The sequence below is a fragment of the Sphingobium sp. Ant17 genome (assembly GCF_000588875.1).
Taxonomy (GTDB): Bacteria; Pseudomonadota; Alphaproteobacteria; order Sphingomonadales; family Sphingomonadaceae; genus Sphingobium.
This window is the reverse complement of the sequence record NZ_JEMV01000001.1, coordinates 142608-161158: the sequence shown is the minus strand read 5'-3', so window position 1 is coordinate 161158 and position 18551 is coordinate 142608. Positions and strand designations below refer to the sequence as shown.

Genomic DNA, 18551 nt, shown 5'->3' with positions numbered 1-18551 from the left:
CATGCGCTTCCCTCCCTCCGTCATTTTTCAGCGGCGCTCTCCTCCCCACGCTTTGGGCGCGGGGAGGGCGGACCTATCAGAACCGTATGCGGCTTTCGATGCCGATCGTGCGCGGTTGCGCGACCGACTGGGCATAGCCGCGATAGATGATCCCGTCATTGATCTGGCCACGGCGGGTCAGGTCGTTGGAAACGCCGGTGATCGCATATTTGTCGAAGATGTTGTTGGCGAACAGGCTGACTTCCCAGACGTCCGTGCTATAGGTCGCCGCTGCGCGGTGCATCATATAGTCAGGCAGCTTCGCCGCCGCCCCGTGCGCCCGGACCGGGTCAGGATGCTGCCCGTATAGGTCGCGGTCCAGTTCAGGCGCAGATCATTCTCCCCCATCGGGATGGTATAGACCGCCGACGCCGCGCCCGAATGCTTGGCCGAACCCGGCAAACGATCGCCCGACTCCAGGCTCGCAAAGCCGTCTGCAGTCGATAGCAGGTCAGGCACGCCCTGCGTCAGCTTGGCATCGAGGTAGGAATAGTTGCCGCGAATGGTGAACTGGTCCGTGACGCGGGCATTGAAGCTGAAATCGACGCCCTGCGATTTGGCCTTGCCGCCATTCGCCGTGATGCCGATCGCACCATTGACCGTCTGGCTGGCCAATTGAATGCCATCCCATTTGACCTGGAATACGGAAACGCTGGTGCTGAGTCGGCGATCGAACAGCTGCGCACGCACGCCCAGTTCCAAATTCTTGACCTTGTCTGGCCCAAAAGTCAGTTCGTTAGGCAGCGCACACAGATTCTGACCGGGCGGCAGCGGCTGGATACAAGGGACGACACGGTTCACGCCGCCGATCCGATAGCCCTTGCTGTAGGTCGCATAGGCCATCAGGTCGGGGGTGAAGTTGAACGAGGTGTTGAACTTCCAGACAAAGCCATCGTCGCTGGCCTGCCCGCTGCGCACACGGGACGGATCGACGGTAAGGCTGGGATAGGGCATCCGACGACGGCCAGCGCGGGTCATCGGCGTATCGGAACCGCCGGTGATCGACGTATCATATTTGAAATAGCGGCCGCCCGCGGTGATCTGCCACTGCTCGATCGGCTTGAAGCTCAGTTCGCCGAATACAGCCTGCTCCTCGGTCTTGGACCGGGTGAAGGACACATATTCCGCGCCGTCGGGACGGATTAGGCCATCGTAGAAGCCGCCATAGATGTCGCTGCCGGTCGGCGATGCGGCGAATTCGGCGAAACCGGGCAGGCGTTCGACGCTGTCCGACTTGAACTTCATGCTGTTGTAAAAGCCGCCGACGACCCAGCTGAACGGCCCGCCATGGGTCGAAACAAGCCGGATTTCCTGGTTGAACTGCGTGCGGCTGTTGTCGTTGGTGGTAAAGCCAGCAAAGGCCGGGAACAGCTCATAATCATAGTCCAGGTCGAGCAGCAGGTCGGTGACGTCGCCGACCGTGTTGTTCTTGGTCTTGGTGTAGGCCGACGCCCAGACCGCCTGGAACACGTCGCCCAACTGCGCTTCCATTTCCAGACTGATCAGGGTCGACCGGCGGGTGGATGGTTCGGCAAAACGCTTGGCGGACTCATATTTGCCTTCGCCGACAATGCCGTCGGTGGTGGCCTGCGCCCCATCCGTCTTGGTCTTTTGATAGGCATAGGTCAGATAAGCGTTGAAGTCGGGCACCGAGAGGCCGAGCTGGTTGCGGGTCGTGAACGTCTTTTCGAAGTTCAGATCCTTGCGGCCCGCGAAATTGGCGTCCTGCTGCGCCTGCGTCCCGGTCGGATTGTCGAGCCCGCCCGGCTGGGCGATCGATACGCCGGGCGTCTTGACCAGATAGGGATAGTCGATGAAGCCGGGGTCGTAATAATAGCCGGTTGCGGTGCGGAAGGCGATGACGTCCTTGATCAGCGGGATGTTGATCGCGGCGTCCCCAACATAGCCGACGCCCTTGCTGTGCGCGACATCATAGACGCGACCATGCGCTTCGACGCTGAACTTCGTTGGGTCAGGCCGGTTGGGAATGTAGCGGATCGCGCCAGCCAGCGTTCCCAGCCCATAAAGCGTGCCCTGCGGCCCCAGCAATGTCTCGATCCGTTCGATATCGATGAACTTGAAGTCGAGATAGAGCGGGATTTCACCCAGATAAGTACCGATCGCATTGTCATAATTGGCCCCGGTCGCGCCGCTGTCATCGGCGGACAGGCCGCGCATGACGATGGTGGCCGCGCCGCGCGGGCCGGTGTCGGTAACGGTGATACCCGGCGTGAACGCGCCCAGGTCGCGCACGTCGTCCAGCCGCTCGCTGGCGAGTTCCGCCGCGCCGATCGCCGAAATATTGATAGGCGTTTCCATCAGCGTGGTGGAGCGGCGCGTGCCGGTGACGACGATGACGTCGCTGTCCGCTTCGGCGGCGGCTTGCGGTTCCTGCGCCAGGACGGGCGTTGCGAACGCTGCGCCCGATATGATCGTCGCGGACAACAGCCCCATTTTGATTTTTGCGCGATACGACATGGTCTTCCCCTTTTTGTCCATTGTCTTCCCTGCCCTTGACCCCTCCCGGATCCGTCGTTCCGTGCTTGTGCAGCGGCAACGACCTGCTTTGGACGGCATGGGCTGCCGCCTCCTGTTCTTCTGATCTGGGGCAAAGGCTATGGAGTGCGCAGGCAGTCAGACATGGGGCATTTGACGTAGCCTGTTCGTCCAGGTCACCATGGGCCTATTCTACGTCAAATGCCCCATTGGGGTTGGGGGGCGTCCCCGCCTACCCGTTGGGAGAGGGGCGGGAAAACCTGTTCCATATCTGTTGCCTATGCCCGCATCGCATGATCGCGGTGGACCGGGCCGGAGAATGACATGCCGTCTTTGAGCGCCGTCACGGGATGGAGCATGGCCGGGATCGCGGCCATCGGGGCTGCGGTCGCGGGCGATTTGCCGTCGCAGCTGCCCAATGCAGGAACCCCTGCGCCGCAAATGCCGGCCGAGGATGATATGGGACGGCCCAAGCCGCTCGAACTGCCCAAGGATGTCGAAGCCAAGCTCGCAGGCATCGACAAGGCGAAGGTCGATTTCCTCAAAAGCGGCGTTACCGGGCGCTATGTCGAAAAGGACGCGCTCTTCGCCCGCATCCGCACCGGCAAGCCCGAAGAGATCAGCGCCTATATCGACGCGATGCAGGCGCTGCATGCCCAGGTCGAGTTCAAGGCCGGGCGCGATGTCGCGGCGATCCCGCTCGACACCCGCTCACCCTGGTTCAACGCCTGGAAGGCCAGGCGGCCGAACAGCATGGACCCCAAACGGGACGTCGGGCCGATCGAACTGACGCGCTATGTCGGCGGTTGGGGCGGCGGCTTTGCGACTTTTGCAGGTGCGCCGGTAGCGATGACGCCGGAAGATTTGAAGGCGGGCAAGGTCGATGTCGCGATAGTCGGCGCACCGCTCGACATGGGATCAGGCTGGCGCAACGCGATCGACGGGCCGCGCGCCATGCGCATGACCGGCGGCGCGGGCGGCAACGACATGTATTCGATGATCAACCCCAACGCCGCGCTCAAGATCGTGGATTATGGCGATATCGCCATCGACCAGAACAGCACCGAGCGCAGCGTCGATCATGTGCGGGCGATGGTCGCCGAAATTGCGCGCACCGGGGCGATCCCGATCGTGATCGGCGGCGACCATAGCCTGGAATATCCCAATGTCGCCGCCGCCGCCGATGTGCATGGCAAGGGCAATGTCGGCGTCATCCATTTCGACAGCCATTATGACATCGGTCGCGGCCGCGTCCATCTGCTCGACCATGGCCAGCCAGTCTATCGCGTCATCAACGAAGGCCATGTCCGCGCCAGCGACTATATCCAGGTGGGGCTGCGCGCGCGCGGGCCGGACCTGGAGACGTTCGGATGGATGCGCAACAAGGGGATGCGCTATCACACGATGGTCGAGGTCGAAAAATGGGGCTGGGACAAGGTGATGGCGCGCGCGCTGAAGGAAGCGCGGGGCAGCACCAAGAAATTGTGGATCAGCTTCGACGTCGACGTGCTGGACCCGGCCTTCATGCCCGGCACCGGCACACCAGTCCCCGGCGGCCTCACGATGCGGGAGGCGCAGCCGATCATGCGCAACCTGTGCGCGGAAAATGACATTGCCGGCATCGATATCGTCGAAGTCGCGCCCTATCTCGACACCAGCTACAAGACCGCGCTCAACAGCAATTTCCTGCTGAACGCCTGCCTGGCGGGGATCGCCATGCGCAAGAAGGGCTTGAAGCCCGGCTATCTCAACCCCGTCTCGGTCGATCACGGCCTCGACAGCTATTATGGGAAGAAGAACTGATGGCACGCACCCCCCTGCTGGCGCGGTGCGCCGCCGCTGCCCTGGCGATCGCAACCCTGTGCGGCCCGGCCCATGCACAGGCCAGCGATCCGCTCGCCACTCTGTCGCCGGAAAAGAAGGCGTTTCTGTCCGACCCCGTGATGTTGACGCGCTTTGGCCTGACGGCGGAGAAACTCCAGGTCGCGCTCGCTGGACGCAGCGCCGCCGATGTCGATGCCTATGCCACCGCGCTGATGGCAGTGGTCGAGGACAGCAAGTTCAAAGCCGGGCGCGACCCCTCGGAGATCGCGCTTAATCCGCAGGCGCGCGGATGGAATGCAGGCACCACCGTCCGCCCCAAGATGTTCGACAAATTGAAGCGCGACGATGGGCCATTCAGCCTGAAACGCTATCAATTCCAGAAGGGGGCGATCCCAACCTTCGCCGACGCGCCCGTCGCTATCCGTAAGGAGGATTTGGTCGCGGGCAAGGTCGAGGTCGCCTTCGTTGGCGTGCCGCTTGATTTCTCGTCGGGCTGGCGCGATGCCAAACATGCGCCGATGGCGCTGCGTGGCATGGATGGGCTGGTCGGGGCGGATGCCGATGGCGGGATCGATCCGGGCCTCGTCCTGTCGATCGCGGACTATGGCGATCTGGCCCCCGACTATATGGCACCTGACCGGGGGCTCGATCATATCCGCGCGATGATCGCCGAAATGGCGAGCGTGGGCACGATCCCCTTCATCGTCGGCGGCGATCATACGATCATGTTCCCCGATGTCGCGGCGATGGTCGATACCTATGGCGCGGGCAAGGTCGCGCTGGTGCAGTTCGATGCCCATGCCGATGCCGACCTGAATGATGCGCATATGATTTCCGATACCCAGACGCTGACCCGGTTGATGGAGCAGAATCTGCTGCGCGGCAGCGACGTGACGCTGGTGGGCCTGCGCGGGCGCGGGGCCGATGTCGCCACGCAGAAGCGGCTGACCGACAGTGGCGTGCGCATCCTGTCGACCGCTGCGGTGACGGAGCGCGGCTGGCAGGCGGTGACCAATGACATCCTCTCGGGCCTCAAGAAAGGGCCGGAGAATATCTTCGTCTCGTTCGACATGAGCGTGCTTGATCCGGGCGATGCGCCCGCGTCCGGGCGACCGGTGCCGGGCGGTATCTCCATGCGGGAGGCCATCCCGATGGTGCGGCAACTCTGCGCGCAGACCAAGGTGGTGGGCTTCGACCTGCTCGACGCCGCGCCGATCCTGGACCCGACCTATGTCAGCCGGATGAGCGCCAATTATATCTTGCATGCCTGCCTGTCGGGCATCGCGATGCGCAAGACGGGCATGTCGGTCAAGACCGCCAAGCGTTGAGGGAGAAGAAGCGATGCCGTCGATCAACGCCATAACCGGATGGAGCATGGCGGCGGCCGCTGCGGCGACCTCCGTATTGGCGGGGGATGCGTTCGAAACGCCCAACCCGCCACCGCCCATTCCGCAAGAAGACATCATGGGCAAGCCCAAGCCAGTGACGCTCCCCGATGATGTCGCGGCCAAGCTGAGCGGTATCGCGCCTGAAAAGGTCGCGCTGATCAAACAGGGGCAAACCGGCCGCTATGTCGAAAAGGATGTGCTGTTCGATCGCATCCGCACGCTGCCCGCAGCTGAGCTGGTCACCTATATCGATGCGATCGCGGCCCTGCACGAGCAGGTCGAATATAAGGAAGGGCGCGACGCCAAGACCATTCCGCTCGATACGCGATCGGCCTGGTTCAATGCGTGGAAGGCCAAGCGTCCACTGGTGATGGACCCCAAGCGCGATGCCGGGCCGATGGACCTGGGCCGCTATATTGGCGGGCGGCGTGGCGGCTTTGCGACCTTTGCGGGTGCGCCGGTGGCGATGACGCCCGAAGATCTGCGCGCGGGCAAGGTCGATGTCGCGATCGTCGGCGCACCGCTCGACATGGGGTCGGGCTGGCGCAACGCGATCGACGGTCCGCGCGCGCTGCGCATGACCGGTGGCGCGGGCGGCAACGATATGTATTCGATGATCAACCCCAGTTCGGTGCTGGAGATCGTCGATTATGGCGATATCGCGATCGACCAGAATAGTACCGAACGATCGGTCGCCCATGTCCGCGAGATGGTGCGCGAAATCGCACAGACGGGCGCGATCCCGATCGTCATCGGCGGCGACCACAGCCTGGAATATCCCAATGTCGCCGCCGCCGCCGACGTGCATGGCAAGGGTAATGTCGCGTCGTCCATTTCGACAGCCATTATGATGTGGGCCGCAACGGCGTCCATTGGATCACGCACGGATCGCCCGTCTATCGCGTCCTGCATGAAGGCCATGTCCGCCCGCAGGATTATGTCCAGGTAGGGCTGCGTGCGCGCGGGCCGGACCTCGAAACATTCGGGTGGATGCGCAACAAGGGCATGAAATACCACACGATGGTCGAAGTCGAGAAGTGGGGCTGGGAAAAGGTGATGGAACGCGCGCTCAAGGAAGCGCGGACCAACACCAAGAAGCTGTGGATATCGTTCGATGTCGACGTGCTGGACCCGGCCTTCATGCCTGGCACCGGGACGCCGGTTCCCGGTGGCCTCACCATGCGGGAGGCGCAGCCGATCATGCGGCGGCTATGCGCCGAAAACGACATTGCCGGCATCGATATCGTCGAAGTCGCGCCCTATCTCGACACCAGCTACAAGACCGCGCTCAACAGCAATTATCTGCTGAACGCCTGTCTGGCGGGCATTGCGATGCGCAAGAAGGGCCTGCCGCCTGGCTATTTCAACCCGGTGTCGGTCGAACATGGCCAGGACGAATATTACGGTCCGAAAAAGAAAAGCTGAAAAATCTTGACGGTCGTCCAGTTTGGCATGGCGGATTGTCATTGGGCCATACGTCATTTGGGCAATGGTGCTGCGGGGGCACCTGCCTAGGCTTCGGGTTCACGCGGGCAGGGTTCGCGTAAAGGGGGACATAGGGTGAAGCGGACAACTGTCTCGAAATTCGGATTGCTGGCCCTCTTTTCCGCGTCGGTGGTGTTCGCGCAGGCGGATGGCGGGCCGGACGGCGTGGCGATGAAGGAAAGCGATCCCGGCATTCCGGTCACTGACCCGCTGGTCCAGGAAAAATGCGGCACATGTCATGCGCCTGATGCGAAGGGCAATTTGTCGCGGATCAGCTGGGTACGGACAACGCCCGAAGGCTGGGCGCAGGTGATCAAGCGGATGGTGCGGCTGAACGGCCTGCCGATCACACCCGAAGAATCGCGCGCCGTGGTCAAGTCGCTGTCCGCCTCGCACGGCCTGGCACCGCAAGAGGCGTTGCCGGTCATGTATCTCGCTGAAAAGCGTACAATCGACGAAACCAACATCCCCAATGAAACGATGCGCGGTGCCTGTGCCGTCTGCCACAGCTTCGCCCAGCCCCTGTCCTGGCGTCGGTCCAAGACGGAATGGAAGTCGCTGCAGGATCTGCACGTCGCCATGTATTCGCAGGCCGATGCGCAATATCGCCGACCGGCCGAGGATAGCGAGCAGCCTGCGGGCCGCGACCCCAAGGACAAGATGCTGCGCGGCGAATATGCGCTGGGCTACATGGCCAAGGCCGCGCCGCTGCACACGCCCGAATGGGCGGCCTGGCGATCGCGCCAGAGCGTGCCGCGCCTGGCGGGCGAATGGCTGGTCGTGGCCTCCGCGCCGGGGCAGGGGCGCTTCGTGGGGGCGTTCAGTGTCAAGCCCGGCAAGAGCGCCGACGAGTTCGTAACCAGCAGCACGCTCAAGTCGCTGAACAATGGCGGCACCGTCAGCCGCAGCGGCACCGGTATCGTCTATGCCGGCTATAGCTGGCGCGGCTCGTCCAAGGGGGCGGCAGCGGCTGGCAAGCCCGACGACCTCGCCACCGCCGCGCGCGAAACAATGTGGTTCGCTCCCGATCAGCAAAACGCACAAGGTCGCTGGTACTGGGGCGATTATCAGGAATTCGGCCTCGACGTGAAACTGATCCGCGCCACCGCTGCGCCCGCCGTACTGGCCGTCGTGCCGGGGCCGGTCAAGGCTGGAACCAAGGGCGCGCAGTTCCGCATAATAGGCCATAACATGTCCGCTTCGCTGTCCGCTTCCGACATTGACCTGGGCGCTGGCGTAACCGCGACGAAGATCGTGTCTGCCAGTCCGCAGGAACTGGTCGTGACCGCCGATGTCGCGGCAAGCGCACCATCGGGGCAGCGCGATGTTGCGATCGGCGGCGCGGTGCTGGAAAAGGCCTATCCGGTCTATAACAAGATCGATTATATAAAGGTGACACCCGAAACCGCCGTATCGCGCCTGGGCGGGATCAAATTTCCCAAGGGCTATGCCCAGTTCGAGGCGATTGGCTTCGAAAACGGCATGGATGGGAAGCAGGGGACGCCGGACGATATCGCGGTCGGGCCGGTCGATGTCACCTGGTCGATGCAGGAGTTCCTGGCCGTCTATTATGACGACGACGCCAAATATGTCGGCGCGCTCAGCCCTGCGGCGCTGTTCACCCCCAATGTCGAAGGGCCGAACCCGGCCCGCCGCTTTGGCCGCAACAATTATGGCGATGTCTGGGTCGTGGCGACGGCCAAGAATGAGAAGGACAGGTTCGGCAAGCCGCTCAGCGCGCGCGCCTATATGGTGGTCACCGTGCCCGCCTATCAGAAATGGGATCAGCCGGAGGTGTCGCAATGACCGTGATGCAGGCACCCACCTATCGCCGGGCGGAATATCATGGCTTTGATGCGGGCGGCAGCGACTTCGTGTATGTGGTCAGCGCCGGCGCGATCTTCGAGATCGACGCGGATGTCCGCGCGGTGCTCGACCGGCTGGATGGGCAGGAACTGACCCACGCCATGTTGGTGCGCGAACTGGTGAGCGAAGGGCGGGCGCAGGAGGACGCCGACGGGCTGGTGCGCGAATTGCGGCAGGCGCGGCTCATTCATCTTGGCCATGGCATGCCGGTGGCGGAAGTGCCCCAAGCGCCGCCCGCCGACTTCCCGCTGCAGGCGCTGGTCCTCAACGTCACCAACCAGTGCAACCTCGCCTGCACCTATTGCTATGAGTTCGGCGCGGACAAGATCGCGACACCGGCGGGCAAGCCCAAATATATGACGCTGGACACCGCCAAGGCGTCGGTCGACCTGCTGATCGCCGAGGCGGTCGGGCGCAAGGCGGTGCATATCACCTTCTTCGGCGGCGAAACGCTGATGAACTTCAAGCTGCTGCGCGATGTGGTGGACTATGCCAATGCAGCAACGGCAGCAGCAGGCAAGGGCATCACCTACAGCCTGACCACCAATGCGACACTGCTGACGCCGGACATCGTCACCTTTCTGTCGGACAACCGGGTCGGCGTGACCGTCAGCATGGACGGCCCGCCGGAATTGCAGGACAAGCATCGCGTCTATAAAAATGGCAAGGGCAGCTATGCGGTGATCGAACCGCGGCTGCGCACACTGATCGCCCATCACAAGACCCGCGCCATCACCGCGCGGGTCACGCTGACCGAGGGTGTGACCGATGTGGTCCGCATCTTCCGCCATCTGAAGGATGATCTGGGCTTCCACGAAGTCGGTTTCGCGCCGGTGACGACGGGGGAGGAACGCGCCTATTCGCTCGACGGCAATGGCATGGACAGCGTGCTGGCGCAGTTCAACCTGCTGGCCGAAGAGTGGCTCGAATATGCCCTGCGCGGTGAGTCCCACGGCTTCACCAATGTCAGCGAAACGATCAGCGAACTGATTTCAGGCGTCAACAAATCCCATCCCTGCGGCGCAGGCTTGGGCCTTATGGGGGTCAGCCCATCGGGCGACCTGTCCCCCTGCCACCGCTTCACCGATGCCGACACGCACAGCATGGGCCATGTCTCCAGCGGCATCGATCGGGCCAAGCAGGGCGCGTTCCTGGCCAAGGGACATGTCGAGGCGAAATATGATTGCCAAAGCTGCTGGGCGCGGCCGCTCTGCGCTGGCGGGTGCCACCATGAGGCGTTCGTGCGCTATGGCGACACGGGCCATGCCAACCTCCATTATTGCGACTGGATACGCCAGTGGACCGACACGTGCCTGCGCATTTACGGTGTGCTGTCGGTGCGTAATCCGGGCTTCCTCGAACGCTTTGCCGAAAGAAAGGGGCTGTCATGAAGCATCTTCGTGCCATCAATAAAAAGGCGCAGCGGATCGATGAGGCCGTGACGCAGATGGAGGCGGCGGTATCACCCGACGCCGATATGGAGGAAGATGTCGTCGCCCTCCAACAGGCACCGCGCCCGCATGTGCCGATGGGCTGTTCGCTGTCCTTCTCACCCGGCTGGGAGGTCGATGCGGGCGGCGGTACGGCGGGGCTGTGCCAGCCGGTCGAGCGCGACATTTACGACTGCTATGTCACCTGCTTCTGGCCAGTGCAGGTGCCCGACCATGTCAATTATTCGCCCGATTGGGCCAGCAACTGCGCCACCGCCACGAAGGACTGGCGCAGTCTCGATCTCGTTTTTCCATGAGGCGCGCGATGCAGAAATATCGTCTGATGCTGGGCGCTGGCCTGGCCCTGTTGAGCGCCATCCCCGCGTCCGCCGCGACGTTGTTCATGGGCTCCTATCCCGACCGTCTGCTGGTCTTCGAAGAGGGCAAGGGTGCTGTCACGAGCACCATCAAGCTGGACACGGGCCTGCCCACATCGATGCAATTGTCCGACGATGGCAAGCGCATCTATGTGACGACCATCACCACCAGCGGCATCGAAGTGATCGATACCGCGACGCGCAAGGTGATCAACAAGTTCAGCCTGAACGACGGCACCACCCGTTATCGCTTCTGGGGCGGGGTGCCCGATCCGACCGGGCGCTTCTTCTACACCGTCATCTCGAAGTTCGAGAAAGGCATCGACCGCTATACCGTCAGCAAGCCTATGTATGGCGTGATCGACCTGAAACTGCAAAAGGTCGTCCGCACTGCCGAAATCGAGAAGGAGGATGAGCGATCCGGCGGCTGGCGTTCGGGCTATAAAGTGTCGCCCGACGGTAAATATCTTTATGCCTTCGGTGAGAAGGTTGCGATCATTGACGTGGCGACATTGAAAGTCACCGACCGGATCGACCTCGCCAAGCCGGAGGGCACCGGTATGGAGAATGTCGGCTTTGGCGGTACGCTCGACGCGATCCGCACGCCAGGCCAATATGTCTCGCTGTTCAATGCCGCCGATCCCTATGTCCATAACAAGATGTTCGGCATGGCGCGGTTCGACCTGTCCACCCGACAGTTTGATTTTACCCCCATCGGCCCCGCACCCGAAGCGATGGCGGGATTGCAGGTCACCCCCGATGGCAAACATGCCTATACGGTCGTCACTGACGGGAAACTGGGCAATAAGCGCTGCGAATTCTGGCACATGGACATGGCCACCAATGCCGTGGTCGACAAGGCGGAATTCCCCTGCCGTTCGCGCTTCCGCTTGGGCATGTCCACCGATGGGGCGAAGCTTTACATCTACGGCGCGAGCTATGATCTAGAGATTTACGACGCCAAGACGCTCAAGCATGAGACGACACTGGACCTGGGCTATGACACCACCGGTGCGGGCATGGTCGCGGTGGAATGACGGATAAGCGCATGATCGTCGGCATAAAAGGAAGCGGGATTGCCGCTACGACATGTGCGCATATATTGAATGAGGCGGGCCTTCGGGTCGCAAGCGAAGCCGCTCATCGTCCACCCGTACCTTCTATATTGCTCAGTGATGCAGCACTGGCGCTGGTCCGAAGCGTGTTCGACCGGCCCGATCTGTTCGCCGACAGTCCCCGTATCAAACGCCGTGTGGTCGCCTGGGGGGGCGGCGCACCGGTCATGGTGCCGCATGGCGCGGCACTGGCGTCGGAGGACGAGGTGCAGGCTGTGCTGGCAGGGGGCAAGCCAGCGCCGCGCGACGGGGCGGTGGATTTCACCATCCACGCCGCCCCGCCAATGCCGTGTGGGGAGATGCATGTCTTCGGGGACCGCAGGGCTGTCGCGGCCAAGGTCGCGCTGCGCGATCCGGCCTGCAACGAGGAAGGCCGGGTCGAAGCGGTCGCGAGCGGTTGGCTGTTCCTGGTGCCGGCCGGAGCAGGGCAAGGCTGGTTGCTGGGGGTTGGCGGATCACTGGACGATCTGCTGGCGCAAAGTCGCCTGATCGCGCCGGTGGTCGATGCGGTGGGGGCCGCATCGACCCCGTTCCTTGCCGCGCCGCGCCTGCATATGCCTTGTGCGGGGAGGACTGGCTCGCCTGCGGCACGGCGGCGCTGGGCTTCGACCCGATCTGCGGGGATGGAACGGCGCAGTCGGTGCGCGAGGCTATCCTTGCCGCAGCGGTGGTGACCGGCATCGCCGAGGGTCAAGACGCCACCGCGCTTCTGACCCATTATCAATCTATGCTGATTGCGGCGATGCGACGGCACCTGTTGCTGTGCGCCCAATTCTACACGACCGGCGGCACGGGCGACTGGTGGCGGTCGCAGCAGGAGGCTCTGCTGGAGGGACATCGCTGGTGTACCGGGCTTCTCGCGAAGATGCCGGAGCCGGGCTTCATACTGGAAGGGGCTCGGTTGGTGCCCCGGCGGCAGGCGGCATAGCGACGGGACGCGTGCGCCGGTGGCGGACTGGGGCGCTTACAAGCGGCTGACCCCCTTCCTGAAACCCTATCGCGCGGCGCTGGTCGTTGTGCTGGCGATCAGCCTTGTGTCGACCATGCTGGGCCTCGCCCAGCCCTACCTCTCGAAACTCATGATCGACGAGGCGTTGCTGCGCCGGGACATGGGTGCGCTGGTGAAGATCGCGGCGATCATGATCGCGGTCACCATCGCCGGGTTCGCGGTCAATATCCTGGCCAGCTATCGCTATGTCGCGCTGTCGGCGGCGATGCTCTACGACATTCGTGCGGCGCTGCTGCGCCATCTCCAGACGCTGTCGCCGCGCTTTTATGGCAGCTTCCGGCTGGGTGATCTGGTGTCGCGAATGAACAGCGACGTGAGTGACGTGCAGCGGATCGCGTCCGACACCTTGCTCTCGGTGGTCAGCAATTTGCTGTTCTTTGTCGGTTGCGTCGCGATGATGCTGTGGCTCGACTGGAAACTCTTTCTGGTCAGCGTCGTGCTGGTGCCGGCCAGCCTTGCGACCTTCGCTTATTATCAGCGCCGCCTGACCGCGCTGACCCGCGACATGCGCGAAAAGGGCGCGGACCTTGGTAGCCTGCTGGTCGATACGGTGATGGGGATGCGTGTCGTCGCGTCCCTGCGCGCGGGCGAGCATGAAGTGGACCGGTTCAAGGGACGCAATGATGCCTTCGTCGGTGCTATGCTCAAAATGCAGGTCGCCTCCTTCATGACCGGCGCACTGCCGGGCACGTTGATGACGGCGGCGACATCGGCGGTGATCCTCTATGGCGGCTGGCGCATCATCGAGGATGGGATGAGCATCGGCACGCTGGTCGCCTTCATGACCTATCATATGCGGCTGCTCTCGCCGATCCAGACGCTGATGGGGCTGACGTCGGGCCTCGCATCGGCGCGCGTGTCGCTGGGGCGGATTTTCGAACTGTTCGATACGAAGGCGGAGGTGGTCGAACGAGACGATGCGGTCGCGCTGGACCGGGCGGGCACGATGCGGTTCGAACAGGTGGCGATGCGCTATGATCGCGATGCGGTGTTGCGCGACATCGACCTGACGATCCCCGCTGGCAGCTTGTGCGCCATTCTCGGCCCCAGCGGTGTGGGCAAGTCGACCATGGCGGACCTGATGGTGCGCTATCTCGATCCCGATGCGGGGCACGTGCTGGTCAATGGCCGCGACCTGCGCGCCTATCGGCTCGATGATGTGCGGCGGGAGATCATATTGGTCGATCAGTCGCCCTATTTGTTCAACGATACGATTGCGGCGAATATCGGCTTTGCCCTGCCAGACGTGAGGCGCGAACAGATCGAAGCGGCGGCCCATGCGGCGGGGCTGGATGGCTTCATCGCCAAGCTGCCGCTCGGCTATGCGACGCGCGCCGGGGAACGGGGCATGGCGCTGTCGGCCGGTGAACGGCAGCGGATCGTGCTGGCGCGGGCGTTGTTGCGCTCGCCCAGCATCTTGATATTGGACGAGCCAACCTCGGCGCTGGATGGCGAGACCGAGCAACTGATCGCTGGGCGACTACGCGGCGCGCTGCCCGATGCGACGATCATCATCATCACCCACAAGCCTGCCATGGCGCGGATGGCGGATATGGTCGTCACCCTGGCCGATGGGCATGCGCGGGTCGAGCAGCGCAGCGAAATGGTCGATGCCTGACCCGGTACGCATCGCCGTCATCGACAGCGGCGTCCATCCTGACCATCCGCATATCGACGCGGCGCGGCTGCTGCCCGGCTTCGCCGTGGCGCGCGATGGGGCGGTAACGGAGAACGATACGCTCGACCGGCTGGGGCATGGAACGGCGGTGACGGCCGCGATCATGGAGCAGGCCCCCGCTGCGCTGTGCCTGCCGATCCGGGTGTTTCACGATGGGCTGCGGACTAGCGCGCGGGCGCTGGTGCGCGCTATCGACCTGGCGGTCGAGGTGCCGGTCGATATGATCAACCTCAGCCTTGGCACCGTCAACCCGGCGCACGCCCCGGCCTTTGCGGCGGCGGTGGAACGGGCCGTGGAGGCAGGCGTACTGATCGTGGCCGCGCATGATGTCGATGGGCAGCCCTGCTATCCGGGCAGTCTGGACGGGGTGTTGGGTGTCGCCCTGGACTGGAACTGCTCGCGCGACACCTATGATGTGCGGGACGGGATCGCCCATGCGTCCGGCCATCCCCGTCCGATCCCCGGCGTCGAGCAACGGCGCAACCTCTATGGCGTAAGTTTCGCGGTAGCCAATGTCAGCGGGATCGTCGCGCGGGACCGTCTGGACGATCAGGCGATGCCAAACCCCGCCACCCGCTCCACCATCCAGAAGCAGCCGATCGCGCCGACGGCATAGAGCGCCGCGACCCGCACCGGCGCGGCGAGCGAGATAGCGCGCAGGCCCGCCAGCGTCGCCATGATAGCCCCGACGAACAGCAATTGTCCTGCTTCGACGCCGATGTTGAAGAAGATGAGCGCTGGCAGTTTCTCGCCCGCCTGCACGCCCAGCTCACCCAGCGCGGTGGCAAAGCCCAAGCCGTGGAGCAGGCCGAACAGCGACACCACGGTCAACTGACGGCGGAAGGCGAAGGCCTGTTCGCCTTTCCCGACCAGCAAAGCCTCACGCGCCATGAAGGCGATCGACAGGGCGATGGCGGCTTCGACCGGGGGAACGGGGACATGGACCAATTCGCAAAAGGCGACGGCCAGCGAAATGGAATGGCCAGCGGTAAAGGCGCTGACCAGCCAGAGCAGGTCCCGCCCGCGCGCCAGCAGGGCAAGGCAGAGAACGAACGCCAGATGGTCCCAGCCAAGCCAGATATGCCAGACGCCCTGGGCCAGAAATTCAGGCGCGATCTGGGTCAGGGCGCGTTCGCCTACCGCGGTTTCGCCCACCGGAACGGCAATGCCTTTCGTGCCGCCCGTCAGGCTGCGATCGACCTGGCTGCCCATGACATTCGTGACGAAGCGGCCGCCATCGGCCTTCCACGGCGTCTGGATGACGTCGCCCGCGCTGAAAGGACGCTCGCAGGCGAATTCATAGGCATATTGCGCGCGGCCGCCGCTCGTCTGGCGCGTCATCGCGGTCTGGCGACAGCCCTGCGGCCAGAGGACCGGCGCGGGATGACCCACTGTTTCGGGCACGGCGGCGGTGAATTCATAGCTGTTCGCATCCTCGCCACGCGTCAGCGCGAAATCGGCGGACAGGAAGATGTCGGCCATCGCCGTGCCCGGCAGCAAGGCCGCCAGCGCGAGCAGGAGGGCGGCCAGACTATTCTTCCACATCATATTTCTCCTTGAGGCCCGACAGCGCCTTGTCGATGGCGGCTTCGCTATGGGCAATCATATAATCCTGCCGCACCTGATCCTTGATCGCGGGGAAGGGGATCATGGCGGCGGGGATGCTCTCGCTCTTGCGCACGAAATGCCAGCCGCGTGGCGACTGGACCGGGCCGAACCAGCGTCCGTCCGGGGCGGTCTTGAGCGTGGCGACGAAGGGCTGGCCGAAAATGCCGCGCACCATCGAATCGCCATAGCGGGGGAAGGTGCGACCCAGCCAGAAATCGTCGCTGGGAATCCTCTCCCCAGCATTGAGCTGCGCCAGCAGCAATGCCGCGTCGGCGGGCTTTTGTGCCCGATAGACCTGAGTGAAACTGGTGCGCGGTTCTGCGCGATACTGTGCCAGATTGTCGGCATAATGGTTGACCAATTGTTCGTCGGTCGGTTCGGGCGGAGCGCCCGCGATCAGGTAGCGGACCTTGTCGACAAGCCGCTTGCGGGTTTCCCCGTCGGTCAGATGCATATTGCGGTCGATCGCTTCGCGGAACAGCAGTTCCTCGGCCAGATAGTCGCGCTTGATCCGCGCCTTGTCCGGGGCGGTTGCAGGGCGGCCGACGAGCAATTCATAGTCCTCGACCATCGCTTGTTCGACCTGGGGCGTGAAGACGACCGGCGGTTTTTGCGCGCGTTCAATGATCTGATAGCCGCCGAACAGAGCCACGCCCGCGACCAGAAAGGCAAATAGCGGATCGCCCAGGGCTTTGCCGATCCGGCTGCGCATAGCGCGCAATGCGTGGCCGGGCGTCGCCCCCGCGCCGTTGCTGTCGATCCCCATAATCTCTGCCCTGCCCGCCATGGTCCCAACTCTAGGCGCAAGCGCTTCGCCCTGCCTACGTCAAATGACGCATACGGGGGATAGCCCGCATTCCATAGCCTTGATCCCATCCAGAGTGCCGCAGCGCCACCACCGGCCTGCCAGGGGGAGACCTACACATCATGATCCGTTCCAGGCTGCTTATGCTTGCCACTTCCGCCTGCGCGCTGGCGCTGGCCTCCTGTTCCGGCGGCAGCGAAAATGCGAGCGCGCCTGCGGGCGACAGCGTGTCGGTGGGCGTGCTCCAGTCGCTGACCGGCACGATGGCGATCAGCGAGATCACGGTGAAAAATGCCGAGATGCTGGCGATCGAGGAGATCAACGCGACCGGCGGCGTACTGGGCAAGCAGATCAACGCCCTGGTCGAGGATGGCGCGTCGGACCCGTCCACCTTCGCACAGAAGGCGTCGAAGCTGATCGAAAGCGATGGCGTGTCGACCGTGTTCGGCGGCTGGACCTCGGCCAGCCGTAAGGCGATGCTGCCGGTGTTCGAGCGGACCAAGAACCTGCTCTGGTATCCGGTGCAGTTCGAGGGGAATGAATGTTCGCCCAACATCATGTATTCGGGCGCACAGCCCAATCAGCAGGCGCTGCCCGCGCTCGAATGGGCGGTGGCGCAGGGCTATAAGAGCTTCTTTCTGGTCGGGTCCGACTATGTCTATCCCCGCACCGCCAACCTGATCCTGAAGAAACATATCGAAAAGGGCGGGATGCAGGTGCTGGGTGAAGCCTATGTGCCCTTGGGCGGCACCGATTTTTCAGGCGTGATCGCCAAGATCGCGCAGGCCAAACCGGCGATCATCATCAACACGCTGAATGGCGATAGCAATGTCGCTTTCTTCAAGCAGATGCAGGCCGCCGGGATCAGCCCCAAGACGATGCCGGTCATGTCCTTCTCGATCGGCGAGCAGGAGGCCCAGGCGATGGGCGCGGGCCTGGTCGAGGGCAGCTATGCCGCTTGGAACTACTTCCAGAGCCTGCCCAGCGACGCGAACGCCAAGTTCATCGCTGCCTATAAGGCGAAGTTCGGCAAGGACGCGGCGATCACCGATCCGATGGTCCATGGCTATCTGGACGTCTATGCGTGGAAGGCGGCGGTCGAGAAGGCCAAGAGCTTCGAGCCGGACGCTGTGCGCAAGGCGGCGGCATCGCTGGGCGGCTTTGCGACCCCCATGGGCACGGTCAGCTTCGCAGCGAACCAGAGCCTGGTGCAGAAGGCCTATATTGGCAAGCTGAAGGCCGATGGCCAGTTCGAGATCATCGCCGACAGCGGTAAGGACATCGCGCCGGAACCCTATGATGCGTTCGCCTTCCCCGGCAAGACTTGCAAGCTGTAAAGATGGTCAGGAACACCGTTCGGGCTGAGCTTGTCGAAGCCTTCTATCGAGCGAAACGAGATGCCTTCGCTCCGCTCAGGCAAGTCCTTCGACT

17 protein-coding genes are annotated in these 18551 nt (G+C 63.4%); 13 read left to right on the top strand and 4 right to left on the bottom strand.

Going from position 1 to position 18551, the window contains the following annotated elements:
* Positions 1–76: 76 nt before the first annotated feature.
* Entirely contained in the window at positions 77–286 is a 210-nt protein-coding gene (locus tag BF95_RS28575) for a hypothetical protein (protein WP_235209499.1), read from the bottom strand.
* Positions 283–2517 carry a TonB-dependent receptor gene (locus BF95_RS00685; protein WP_235209498.1) on the bottom strand — a complete coding sequence of 745 codons (2235 nt, stop codon included), beginning with the start codon at positions 2515–2517 and terminating at the stop codon, positions 283–285. The genes BF95_RS28575 and BF95_RS00685 overlap by 4 nt, the downstream gene beginning before the upstream one ends.
* A 342-nt stretch (positions 2518–2859) precedes the next feature.
* Here BF95_RS00685 and BF95_RS00680 point away from each other — a divergent pair, with 342 nt between their 5' ends.
* The 12 genes from BF95_RS00680 to qhpE all read left to right on the top strand — a co-directional run bounded on the left by BF95_RS00680 (position 2860) and on the right by qhpE (position 15323).
* Positions 2860–4338 carry an agmatinase family protein gene (locus BF95_RS00680; protein ID WP_235209497.1) on the top strand — a complete coding sequence of 493 codons (1479 nt, stop codon included), beginning with the start codon at positions 2860–2862 and terminating at the stop codon, positions 4336–4338.
* The gene (locus tag BF95_RS00675) at positions 4338–5687 is read left to right on the top strand and encodes an agmatinase family protein (protein WP_043148647.1); all 1350 of its coding nucleotides are present in this window, start codon (positions 4338–4340) and stop codon (positions 5685–5687) included. Before BF95_RS00680 ends, BF95_RS00675 begins: the two co-directional genes overlap by 1 nt.
* Positions 5688–5700: 13 nt before the next feature.
* On the top strand, positions 5701–6696 hold the full coding sequence (locus BF95_RS30220; protein WP_051519787.1) for an arginase family protein: 996 nt from the start codon (positions 5701–5703) through the stop codon (positions 6694–6696).
* The gene (locus BF95_RS30215; protein WP_268747127.1) at positions 6600–7172 is read left to right on the top strand and encodes an arginase family protein; all 573 of its coding nucleotides are present in this window, start codon (positions 6600–6602) and stop codon (positions 7170–7172) included. The genes BF95_RS30220 and BF95_RS30215 overlap by 97 nt, the downstream gene beginning before the upstream one ends.
* Positions 7173–7307: 135 nt before the next feature.
* The gene (peaA, locus tag BF95_RS00665) at positions 7308–9038 is read left to right on the top strand and encodes a quinohemoprotein amine dehydrogenase subunit alpha (RefSeq protein WP_043148645.1); all 1731 of its coding nucleotides are present in this window, start codon (positions 7308–7310) and stop codon (positions 9036–9038) included.
* Complete coding sequence (gene peaB / locus BF95_RS00660) at positions 9035–10489, top strand: quinohemoprotein amine dehydrogenase maturation protein (RefSeq protein ID WP_043148642.1); 1455 nt, start codon at positions 9035–9037, stop codon at positions 10487–10489. The genes peaA and peaB overlap by 4 nt, the downstream gene beginning before the upstream one ends.
* Positions 10486–10845, top strand: a complete 360-nt coding sequence (gene qhpC, locus BF95_RS00655) for a quinohemoprotein amine dehydrogenase subunit gamma (protein ID WP_037472200.1) — start codon at positions 10486–10488, stop codon at positions 10843–10845. Before peaB ends, qhpC begins: the two co-directional genes overlap by 4 nt.
* A gap of 8 nt (positions 10846–10853) precedes the next feature.
* Positions 10854–11942: a YncE family protein gene (locus BF95_RS00650; RefSeq protein WP_043148790.1), complete on the top strand. Its 1089-nt coding sequence runs from the start codon at positions 10854–10856 to the stop codon at positions 11940–11942.
* Positions 11943–11953: 11 nt separating this feature from the next.
* A complete protein-coding gene (locus BF95_RS00645; RefSeq protein WP_235209496.1) occupies positions 11954–12694 on the top strand; it encodes a hypothetical protein in 741 nt (246 codons plus the stop codon).
* Positions 12661–12948: a hypothetical protein gene (locus BF95_RS28570; RefSeq protein ID WP_235209495.1), complete on the top strand. Its 288-nt coding sequence runs from the start codon at positions 12661–12663 to the stop codon at positions 12946–12948. The genes BF95_RS00645 and BF95_RS28570 overlap by 34 nt, the downstream gene beginning before the upstream one ends.
* A gap of 19 nt (positions 12949–12967) precedes the next feature.
* Positions 12968–14647, top strand: a complete 1680-nt coding sequence (locus BF95_RS00640; RefSeq protein ID WP_043148640.1) for an ABC transporter ATP-binding protein — start codon at positions 12968–12970, stop codon at positions 14645–14647.
* Positions 14640–15323 (top strand): subtilisin-like serine protease QhpE, encoded by a 684-nt coding sequence (qhpE, locus tag BF95_RS00635; protein ID WP_081763996.1) that lies wholly within the window; start codon positions 14640–14642, stop codon positions 15321–15323. Before BF95_RS00640 ends, qhpE begins: the two co-directional genes overlap by 8 nt.
* Here qhpE and BF95_RS00630 read toward each other — a convergent pair.
* On the bottom strand, positions 15257–16252 hold the full coding sequence (locus tag BF95_RS00630; protein WP_043148639.1) for a HupE/UreJ family protein: 996 nt from the start codon (positions 16250–16252) through the stop codon (positions 15257–15259). The genes qhpE and BF95_RS00630 overlap by 67 nt on opposite strands.
* Positions 16239–17102, bottom strand: coding sequence for a peptidyl-prolyl cis-trans isomerase (locus tag BF95_RS00625; RefSeq protein ID WP_081763973.1), 864 nt, complete (start codon positions 17100–17102; stop codon positions 16239–16241). Before BF95_RS00625 ends, BF95_RS00630 begins: the two co-directional genes overlap by 14 nt.
* A 140-nt stretch (positions 17103–17242) precedes the next feature.
* Here BF95_RS00625 and urtA point away from each other — a divergent pair, with 140 nt between their 5' ends.
* A complete protein-coding gene (gene urtA / locus BF95_RS00620) occupies positions 17243–18457 on the top strand; it encodes an urea ABC transporter substrate-binding protein (RefSeq protein WP_043148638.1) in 1215 nt (404 codons plus the stop codon).
* The last annotated feature ends 94 nt before the right edge of the window (positions 18458–18551 follow it).